Here is a 10,937-nt window from a genome sequence, read left to right as displayed (position 1 = left end):
ACATCTGCACAGGTGAATGTGGATTTGTCAATTGTCGTGGTTGCGATTCCGCAGGCATCGGTGCTTCCAGCGTCAATATCGCCAACGGTGATGCTCGCGTTTCCGGTTGCATCCAATTGAATCGTAAACGGTGCAGCGCAATTTGCTACTGGGGCTACGTTGTCTTCAATGGTTACCACTGTTGTACAGGTTGAAACGTTTCCGTTTACATCGGTTACGGTTAAGGTAATTGTATTCGGACCTACGTCTGCACAGGTGAATGTGGATTTGTCTATTGTCGTGGTTGCGATTCCACAGGCATCGGTGCTTCCAGCGTCAATATCGCCAACGGTGATGCTCGCGTTTCCTGTGGCATCTAATTGAATCGTAAACGGTGCGGCACAGTTTGCTACTGGTGCAACGTTGTCTTCAACGGTTACAACTGTTGTACAAGTAGAAACATTTCCGTTTACATCGGTTACGGTTAAGGTAATCGTATTCGGACCTACATCTGCACAAGTGAATGTTGATTTGTCAATTGTCGTGGTTGCGATTCCGCAGTTATCTGTACTGCCATTTTCGATGTCAGCTGCAGTGATAGTGGCATTGCCGGTTGCATCCAATTGGATTGTAAACGGTGCGGCACAGTTTGCTACTGGAAGTTCATTATCCTGAATTGTAATAACCATATTACAGCCATCACCATTGCCCGCGGCATCCGATACCAGCCAGGTAATATTTGTATTTCCGATAGGAAGAATTTCTCCCGCAAGAGTTGAAGTCAAATTATAACTATTGATAATAACACCTCCACAATTATCTGCAAATGTTGCGTCAAATTCGGTACCTAAAACTGTATAACTACACACACCTGGATTGGTACTTCTTGTTTGGTTTGATACGCACGTAATAACTGGAGCTTCGTTGTCTTCAACGGTTACGTCAAAACTACAAGTTGCAGTGTTGCCAGCCCCATCGGTCGCTACAAAGGTATTTGTAGTGGTACCAACGGGGAATGTACTTCCACTTGGCAGGCCTGAAGTTTGAGAGATTGTTGCTCCCCCGCCTGCTGAAGTATAAGTTATTTCCAATACAGGTGGAATACCAGATTCACGTGTGCCAAATCGTTTTGTAGTACCAAAACTTGTTTCATTTCCAAGGATTGCCCATCCAAAATTAGTTCCTGGATTGTCCAACATATCCTGAACATCGGAAACTAGTGTCGCGGACGACCAGATATACGGGCCATTCAAATTAACCGTCTGAGTGGCACTTGATGCGGGATTAAAATTACCACCAGCACCAGCAGCCCAGGGGGTTCCAAGCATAGCATCGTTCCAAGTAGCGTCTGGTGCAATTGCTGTCACTCCAAATCCACCGCCGGGAGAACCGGGTGCTATACCATTATCAGAAGCACCTTCGCCCCAATCTTCCAATAATCTATGAAGATTAAAACTATGAGCACCATTAGTTGCAGTAGGATGATCTGCTGTCATAGTAAGACTTACAGCAGTTATAGTAGCTCCTGTTGGTATACTACTAGATACATCGAATGTTATGAGTCCACGATTGTTCATTCCCACACCATTTCGTCCCACATACATTAGTTGTCCAGCTCCATTACTATTGCCTGGGTTTTCTTGAAAGAGTGTATTGTCTTTAATAGGAGTTAAATTAACCGTCGATGTAGATGAGCTACAATTATCAGTTGCCGTTACATTATAATTAACAATAGCTCCACAAACACCGGGGTCGTTAGAGACGATAATATCTGCAGGACAAGCTATTACTGGAGCAATATTGTCTTCTACTGTAACAGTAGCTGTGCAGGTATCTGTGTTGCCCGAACTATCTGTTACCGTAAGTGTTACTGTATTTGGCCCTATATCGGAACAGTCGAATGACGAAACGTCAATAGATAAAGTTACTGGGCCGTCAGGATCGCTTGAACCTCCATCGACTTGTGAAGCAACAATAGTTATATTACCCGTACCATCTAATTGCACAGTTATATCTTGACAAACTGCAGTAGGCATAGAATCGGCTATTAAAACCACATCGTTACCATCGCCCCCATCATATCTTACAATTATACTTTGTCCGTTAAAAGTGATACCTGAACCATTCGCTATACCATTAAACTCCCCAACAACCGGGTCAGCACCATCGTTATCTATAATAGTTAATGAATTACCCATCGGGATTGTGCCCCCAAAGTTATCTACTAATGTTAATGTCGCATCGGTAATATCTACTACTCCATTTACCACTATTTGATCGTATTCTGTACCTGGGGTAGTAATGTTGTAAACTTCTATTTCAACTGTATCGCCCGAACCAATAGTAAAGTTACCATTAATAATTGCTTGTCCCGGAGATTGCCCTGGTGCAAAAATTCCGTTTATTATACTATTAGTTGCGTCAAAAATCGCATATCCCGGGCTACCTGCAGGGGTGTTAAATTTCCCTGTGTTAGCGGTTGCTGTAATCGCTCCTGTAGTAGTAATAGGTGTTGTAAGGGCTTTAATGTTTATCGCTGAAGTAGTCGCTATTGTACTTGTACCATTTAATTGTATATCACCACCATTACTTGTAATTGCGGCATCACTCCTAGTGTAAATACCAAAATCATCACCTACGCCATTTCCACCTGTACCATTAATTTCTATGTTACCTGCTCCAGCTGCGTTTATAATCGCATCTATAGAAGTTCCATAGTTATTGGCACCAGCAGTTGCGGTTGATGTTCCGTTAAGAGTAATATTTCCATCTACGGTGTTTACACTTGTTCCTGGCATAAGGATTTCTAAACCAATATTATTCCCTGAACCGTCACCGCTAGAACCATTCATGAGAATATTACCAGTGGCAGTAGTTGAAACTGTTGCAGCATCGAGAATTAATATTCCCAAATTTTGTGACCCTGTAGAGCCTAAGCTACCAATTCCAGTAAAGCTAATATCACCACCATTCGATAATACTGAAGTAGCGCTACCTAGAAATATACCATGATTTACCGCGTTTCCAGCACCACCATTTCCAATTAAGGTAATATTACCTGCGCCTAAATCTTGTATAGTAACACCATTATAAATACTAATTCCTCGATTAACATCCCCAGTACCATCTCCACCGGTACCATTTAAAACAATATTTCCTCCATTGGTTTCTATAAGTGTGGTTGGGTTCCACATTCTAATACCGTTATTATTGTTGACACCACCTGTGGCACCAAAACCAGTTAAGTTTATATCCCCTCCTGCGGTATCCTGAACTATACTTCCATTTAAAATAACCATTCCATCATTAAAATCAGCAGATCCATTACCTTGAGCAATCATGGTAATTCCTCCTCCAGCTGTGATAATAGAGCCATTGTTCGCCTCATATCCAAAATTTGATGAAACACCTGTCCCTCCAGCATTGGCTGTAATATTAATTAATCCAATTCCTGTAGCCGAAATTGTAGAGCCATCTATGTTTCGTAATCCTCTATTATGATTTCCTGTTCCATCTCCACCAGTTGCGTTAATTATTAAATCTCCATCAACAGTTGATAAAGTATTACTTCCAGTAATATTCACTCCAATATTAGCGTTTGTACCTGAACCTCCTAGACCATTTAAGTTTACATCGCCATTGGCAGTATCTTCTACAGTAGAATTATTTTCTAAGCTTACACCATAATTATTATCACCAGAACCTGCGCCCGTACCATTTAAAGTTATGCCCCCGCCGGCAGTTCTCATATTACCTGTGAAAAATACAATCCCTTTATTTGCGTTGGCTCCAGCTCCTGCATTCCCTACTACGTCAATGGAACCTGAACCCGTAGCTTCAATAAACGCATCAAAAATTATAGTTACTCCTTCGTTATTATCGCCAGAAGCATTTCCACCAGTTCCGTTAAGTGTTATTCCACCATCAATAGTTCTAATTATTATTGGATCTTGAAAGCGTAACCCTTGATTAGCATTTGCCCCATTTCCTCCTGTACCAGTAAGTGAAATACTACCAGTTCCTGTATTTTCAATAATCGCCAGATTACTTACACTGATACCTATATTAAAACTAGTTGCACCAGTACTTACACCTACGCCTGTAAAATCAATATTTCCAGAGCCTGAAGTTGTAATTTGAGCTATACCTGAAATATCAATAGCATCTATATCTACACCAGCTAACGTACCCGCTGCATTTGCATTGAATGTAATATCACCATCTAATGAAATTACCTGGGCAGTTGCATTCACCAAAATATTTTGTGAAGCTGTAAAAGTAATTGCTCCAGTTGAACCCGTTGCAACTCCAGCTGACGCCGTGATTGTCTGCCCATTAATATCAAAATTTCCTGTACCTATATTTGTTGAATTAGTTTGGAAAAATACATTATCGTCTGTTCCACCATTTACGGTTAAATTGGCATCAAACAGACTATCTAAACCTTCAACATTAACTACATCGGCACCAGATCCACCGCTAACTTCAGTGTTAATTGTAAGACTTGCTGTAGGGTTTATGAATGTAACACTTTCACCTAAAGAACTGTCGATAGATGAAAGGTTATCACCCGGATTGGCATCGTCACTTAATGTTATAGTTTCTGCGCCCCCGGTAAAGTTGAAAACACGATTTGTTGCAGAAAGATTGTCGAATATTGGTTCAAGTCCGGTATAAGATATTAATGCATTGCCTGTAATAGCTACACTTCCATCATTTTCATTTACAAATTCATGGGTTACAGTATCAAAAGCACCGCCACCCGTTAAAGCCATCGTATCTTGAGTTACCTGCGTTCCTCCTTCATAATTTACAGGTACTGGAAAATCTCCTGTAAAAGCTATTGATAATAAATCATCGCCCCCTAAAGTTCTTACAAGAACGCTGGTTATACCAGCTTCAGGAACGGTTACTGAGTCTGTACCACTTCCGGTGGCACTGGGAATACTACAATTAATTACCCCCCCATCATTGTCGGTAATTGTGTAAACTCCTCCAGAATAACTAAGTGTTAAATTATCATCTTTGTCTATAGCATCTTCAATAATTAACACACCTGCAGTTAAAGAAACATCGGTATCAAATGAAGGGAGCACAGAATAAGAACATCCTCCCATAGCAGCTGGAGTAAATTCTGCTGTATCGCTGCTAATCCAGTATTGAATATCGTTAAAAATTGCTGCCAATTGAGCTGGTGTTCCAGAAACGGGAAGACCGCCAGTAACGGAGCTACAGTCAAATTGCCAGTTGTCCACTTCCATTTCCGGTGGGCCAGCGGCATAAAGCCTAATAGCATTTACGCCATTAGTTAGTTGATCTGGCAATGCCGTTGTTGTGCTAGAAGTATTAGCACCATCCCAGTCGGCATCTGTAGTTGGAGCAGCGTCTACATTACTATGAATTCCAGTAATAAAAGTGGGAGACGCACTTGTGCCTTGATATGCAAATAATTGATCTCCAATTGAAGACAATATGCTCGAAGCCATAAAACTTCCTGGCAAATTAACAACGTCTCCTGCCGTCATTGCAGCAGAGGCATACCAAGTGGTATGGTCGTCTCCTGCTCCAACACAACTTATTGTATTGGGATTAGTTACGCCACAATCTGTAAACCTAATGTGGGTTCCAGCTATAATATCTTTTAAAAGAATAAATGCAAACCCGTCACCGCCGTCCAAGTTAAAACCTACAAAAGCAATATCGCCTGCAGCAAGTGCTGTAAAAGGTGGTTCGTTAATGGTTACATTAATTGTACAGGTTGAACTATTACCAGCCTCATCGGTAGCCGTTAAAATTACCGGATATACTCCCGCATTGTACATAGTACCCGCCGTAGGTGATTGAGTAATAGTAATGTTTGCAGATGTAGAAACATCATCTGTTGCAGTTGTCCCTGAAACCAAATCTGGAATCGCTGCCAAACCATCGGTACCTGCTGTAATTGGAGCCGGTGTTGGAGCACACGTAATTACAGGTGGGGTAGTATCTCCTCCTGCTGTGACTGTAAATGAACAGCCAGCCTCCAAAGCAGGATCGTATGCAGTTGTATTATTACTTACCCAATTTGCTCTATCGTGAACTATTAAACGTATATCATTTGGAGTACCTGTGATAGGACTGCCTCCTGCTGCCACGCAGCTAAATTGCCAGTTGTCCTGTTCGGGCACTAATCGTACAGCAGTAGTTCCAGTTGTTAATGCATCTGGTAAAGCCGAAGTAGAATTAGAAGTTGCTGCTCCATCCCAGTTGGCATCAGTTCCGCCTCCTGTTATATCATTAAATTGCAATCCGGCAATAAATTGTGGTGCTGCAGTAGAACCTTGAATAGCAAATAGCTGGTCACCAATATAACTATACGATGCTGGTGCCGGCAACGGCCCCATGTTAATAGTTACTACTGTACCTGCGCTCATCGCTGCTCCAGAAGTCCAAGTAAACTCTCCGTCACCTGCCGTAGCATAAAAACCGGTGCCATCATTCCAACCCATATCGGTGAAAATAATTTGCGTACTAGCGTCTATATCTTTTAGAAGTACAAAGGCTACTGTATCATCGGCATTGGTTGTACCGTCTGCATTACTACCAACAAAGGCAATATCACCGACAGATAAGGTTGTTTGACTAAAACCTAGACAGGCTGTTAGCATAAACACTATAAAGAGGGTAATTTTTTTCATAATTTTTTATTTATAATTTTAATTTGGGGCTTATTTTGTAAGTTTTTAATTCCTAGATGGATAAATTCCTACTAATGCAATACAATAGTTGATACCCAAAAACGGATCTCTAATTCCGAATGATTGATTACCACCAGTGTTACCACTCTGTGAAGCTCCCATAGTAATATCGGAAGAGCTTCCAAAGGCAGTGGTTCCATCTCCTGCAACATAAGCTCCGGTAGGATCGTCAGAATCTCCTTCTTCCTTTCCGCCAGGTGCAACAGTGTGAGAGTGACTTGGCAATTGGACAGTTGTGAGCGTGTGGTTTTCTACTCCACCTTTTTCGCCAATACGAATGTCACTCAACCCAGGCCCTTGTCCGAATTGTATCCCAGACCTTCCTCTAAGGTCGGGAAGTGCAAAAGTGGTTCTGCCATCGCCGCCATAAATTGTTCCCAATAAAGAGAAGAGTGCTGTATTTTGTGCAATGGATAGCAATTGTCCATTACAAAAAGCCCAGCCACGAGGCGCAAAATTAAATCCGAATGCCTGAATTTGACCTAAAAATGGTTCCATAATAAAAGTTTTAGTTGATTAAATTGAAATATTAAATTGAATAGTAGTTGTATCCATAAAACGAGTTTGCTTTGGAAACAAATTCTCTCTTAAATGATTATTTTTTTCCCAATGTTCACCCGTAATATGACTTCCGGTAGCAGTTAAAATTAATTCGGTAAATTGGCTATGCTCAGAATCTGAAAGTTTAAAGTAAATTCTCGAGCTTTTTCCTTTTTCTTTATTCGGAAAATCTGTTATAAAACCATAGTTACCCTCACTATCGGTACGCAGTTTTGTACGATGTCTATATTTTGAAGAATTAGGTGAAAGATGCCACACTTCAACCAAAGCATCCCGTAATGGAGTAACACCATCCTTTTTATAAATGGTGCCTTTAATTGTAATTGTATTCGTGTTAAAAATACTTGTCCTTAAATCTTTTTTAGTTTCGGCGTATGGATTATACCCTTCGTACGGACTTTCAGAATTTGCGAATGCACTGGACACGGTAGGAGTTAAAACGGCTAAACCCGTTATGGCAATAGCAGAATTTCGCATAAAGAGTCTTCGCGAAGTAGTTTTATTCATAATTTACTAATTTGGTTAGTCTAATAATATGTTTAATTATTGTTATTTGGTTAATTTCTTACCAAAAACGAAATAAAAACATTTTATCATCGCAAGTTATTTAAAATGTTTCAATTTTTTGTACGTAGCGCCACGTATTTTTAACTTTTTTTTATGAAATTAAAAAGGTTTGGTATATAAAATACGAATTGCTAAAATAGATTTCTGAACCATTACTCCTATTAAAATTTGATACCTTTGAAGGAAGTTTAAAAGCCAAAATGACACCCGAAAAAAATCTTAAAGAACGCATTAAAGAGCTAACCTGCCTTTACGAAGTTTCTTCAATTATTGTAAATAATGATTTTAGAGAACTCGACAAAACTCTTTATTCAATAGCCTTGAGCTTGCGTAAAGCGCTTCAGCATAACAAATACGCAACCGTAGAAATTGTTTCGGAACCGTTTCATCTTGTTTCGTCAACCATTTCAAAAAAAACAATTTTTATAGAACATAATATTAATGTCTTTAACGAACCAAAAGGGTTTATTAAAATTCATTATCCGGCAGATAAATTCTCTAAAAAAGATTTTCTAACGGAAGAAAAAAAACTATTAAACACGGTTGCAATAAATGTAGGCGATTTATTAGAACGCGTTTCCATTCGCGAAAACGAAGCCGTTTTAAAGCGAAAAATGGAACACGCAGATCGGTTAAGTATTCTTGGCGAAATAACTGCCGGAATTGCCCACGAACTAAATACCCCATTGGCAAATATTTTGGGCTTTGCCGAACTGCTAAAAAGCAAAGAATCTGAATATACCCAAACCAGCCAAGACCTCGATAAAATAATAAACAGCGCAATTTTTTCTAGAGAAGTGGTAAAAAAACTGATGTTCTTTGCCTGCGAAATGCCTCAAAATTTAGGGCTAACTAACATAGTGCCCGTTATAAACGACGCCTTAAACCTGCTGGACCCAACCTTCAAAAAAAACGAAGTAAAATATAAAGTAACCCTGCCAAAAGATGAAGTTCTATTAAAGGCAGACACCATTCAATTAACGCAAGTAGTTTTCAATTTGGTGTTAAACGCCATTTATTTTTCTCCTACAAACGGGTTAATCAAGATTACTTTAGATGAAGCCAAAGACAAAGTAATTTTAAAAATTTCTGATGAAGGTCCAGGTATTTTGAATGAAAATATCGAAAAAATTTTTCAACCTTTTTTCACAACCAAAACTGTGGGAGACGGCTCAGGATTGGGACTAAGCGTAGTGCACGGTATAATTCGTAGCCATCGCGGAACCATAGATTATCAACCAAATAAACCCACTGGAGCCATTTTTATTATTACTTTTCCCAAACAATAAATACAATGCTTCAAAAAGAAAACATATTAATAGTAGATGACGACATTAACATTTTAGAGTTAATTCAGCGACATTTACATTCGTTAGACTATCATACCTATAAAGCAGTTTCGGTAAAAGAAGCCGTCACCATTCTGCGCGATACCGAAATAGATTTATTGATAACCGACCTAAAAATGCCCGAAGTAGATGGTTTTCAGCTTATTCAATTTGCATCGGAACATTACCCCAACATGCCAAAATTAGTAGTTACGGGCTATCCGTCGGTGCAAGATGCGTTGTCTGCAATAAAATCTGGAGCGGTAGATTATTTGGTAAAACCCTTTACGAAGGAAGAGTTAAAACAAAGCGTATTAAAATCGCTGTCCACAAGAAAAACGAAAAAAACTGCTGTCGAAAATCTTCAAGCTAAAAACTATAACGAAATAATTGGGGATAGCGAAGCCATTAAAAACGTTACCCAAATAATAGAACGCGTTAAAAATAACAAAGCCACAATTTTTATTAGTGGTGAAAGCGGCACGGGAAAAGAACTAGTAGCGCGTTCCATTCATTATAACGGCAAGTTTTCGCGCGAACCTTTTATTGCAGTTAACTGTGGCGGCATTCCCGAAAACCTGTTGGAATCTGAACTATTTGGTTATGTAAAAGGTGCTTTTACCGGAGCAAACGACAACCGCGAAGGCTTTTTTCAAGCCGCAGATGGCGGCACCATTTTTTTAGATGAAATAGGAAATGCACCACTGTCTGTACAATCTAGACTACTACGCGTATTACAGGAAAAAGAAGTGATGAAAGTTGGCGAGCGCAAAACCGAGAAAATAGACGTGCGTGTAATTGCAGCAACCAATAGCAATTTAAAAGAAATGATTGCAAAAGAAACCTTTCGCGAAGACTTATTTTATCGGTTAACCGTTGTAGAAATTAATGTTCCGCCACTTCGGGAGCGAAAGGAAGACATTCCATTACTGGCAGATAAATTTCTTTTTAAATACGGCAATGAATATAAAGATCGCTACATTACAATAGATCCCGAAGCCCAAGCGCTTTTACAGCGTTACGATTGGCCCGGCAACATCCGCGAATTAGAAAATGTTATTCAGCGCGCAGTAATAATGTGCGATCGCACTATTGGTGTAAACGACTTGCCCGAAACACTAAAATACCAAATAGACTTTCCAAAAGACGGATTGCTTCCTTTAAAAGAAATGGAGAAAAAGTACATAGAAAAAGTACTTGCCGCTACCGATAATAACCAAACCAAAGCTGCAGAAATCCTAAATATAGACCGAAAAACCCTTCGTGGAAAAATTAAGGATTAAGAAAAATATTATCAACGAAATTTTTCATCGTCAACTTCAACTTCACTTTCGATTTCAACTTCACTTTCGATTTCAATTTCGATTTCGATTTCAATTTCGATTTCGATTTCGATTTCGATTTTAAAAATATGGGTAATTTCTCCCCAACAGGGAAAATACTCCCCAAGTGTTTCAAAAAGTATATTTCAGAATAAAAATGTATTTAACTGCTTTTCAGCTAGTTACAATTATTTCTAAAATAATTCAAATTGATGGCACGCACCTTGCCAATATGCATCCGAAACAATTAAAACCTATGAATACTAATTCTACAAATCTATGTCGTGAATGTGCACACGCTACTTATTGTGTGTTAACGCACAACAAAAGCGAGGTATTTTCCTGTAGCGAATTTGACGAATTGGAGCTGCAAATGCCAAAGCCGCTTTTAAAACTTAAACACAGAAAACAAGAATTGGCAACAATTTAAAATAATTATTAAA

6 protein-coding genes are annotated in these 10,937 nt (G+C 39.3%); 3 read left to right on the top strand and 3 right to left on the bottom strand.

Features of this window, described 5'->3' with window-relative positions; translation table 11 throughout:
* The 3 genes from K8089_RS01060 to K8089_RS01050 form a co-directional block, all read right to left on the bottom strand.
* The coding region (locus tag K8089_RS01060; RefSeq protein ID WP_237601408.1) for an HYR domain-containing protein at positions 1-6,656 on the bottom strand (6,656 nt) is incomplete at its 3' end.
* A 45-nt stretch (positions 6,657-6,701) separates the two neighbouring features.
* Positions 6,702-7,214, bottom strand: coding sequence for a phage tail protein (locus K8089_RS01055; RefSeq protein ID WP_237601407.1), 513 nt, complete (start codon positions 7,212-7,214; stop codon positions 6,702-6,704).
* 18 nt (positions 7,215-7,232) lie between these two features.
* Positions 7,233-7,784: a peptidase associated/transthyretin-like domain-containing protein gene (locus K8089_RS01050; protein ID WP_237601406.1), complete on the bottom strand. Its 552-nt coding sequence runs from the start codon at positions 7,782-7,784 to the stop codon at positions 7,233-7,235.
* A gap of 260 nt (positions 7,785-8,044) precedes the next feature.
* Here K8089_RS01050 and K8089_RS01045 point away from each other — a divergent pair, with 260 nt between their 5' ends.
* The 3 genes from K8089_RS01045 (at position 8,045) to K8089_RS01035 (ending at position 10,924) form a co-directional block, all read left to right on the top strand.
* Positions 8,045-9,133 carry a sensor histidine kinase gene (locus tag K8089_RS01045; protein WP_237601405.1) on the top strand — a complete coding sequence of 363 codons (1,089 nt, stop codon included), beginning with the start codon at positions 8,045-8,047 and terminating at the stop codon, positions 9,131-9,133.
* Between the two features lie 5 nt (positions 9,134-9,138).
* Entirely contained in the window at positions 9,139-10,455 is a 1,317-nt protein-coding gene (locus tag K8089_RS01040; RefSeq protein ID WP_237601404.1) for a sigma-54-dependent transcriptional regulator, read from the top strand.
* A 166-nt stretch (positions 10,456-10,621) separates the two neighbouring features.
* Positions 10,622-10,924, top strand: a complete 303-nt coding sequence (locus K8089_RS01035) for a hypothetical protein (protein WP_237601403.1) — start codon at positions 10,622-10,624, stop codon at positions 10,922-10,924.
* The last annotated feature ends 13 nt before the right edge of the window (positions 10,925-10,937 follow it).

Source organism: Aequorivita vitellina, assembly GCF_022008365.1.
In the GTDB taxonomy this organism is placed as follows: domain Bacteria; phylum Bacteroidota; class Bacteroidia; order Flavobacteriales; family Flavobacteriaceae; genus Aequorivita; species Aequorivita vitellina.
Note: the sequence above shows the minus strand (reverse complement) of the source record. Positions and strands in the feature narration are given on the sequence as shown.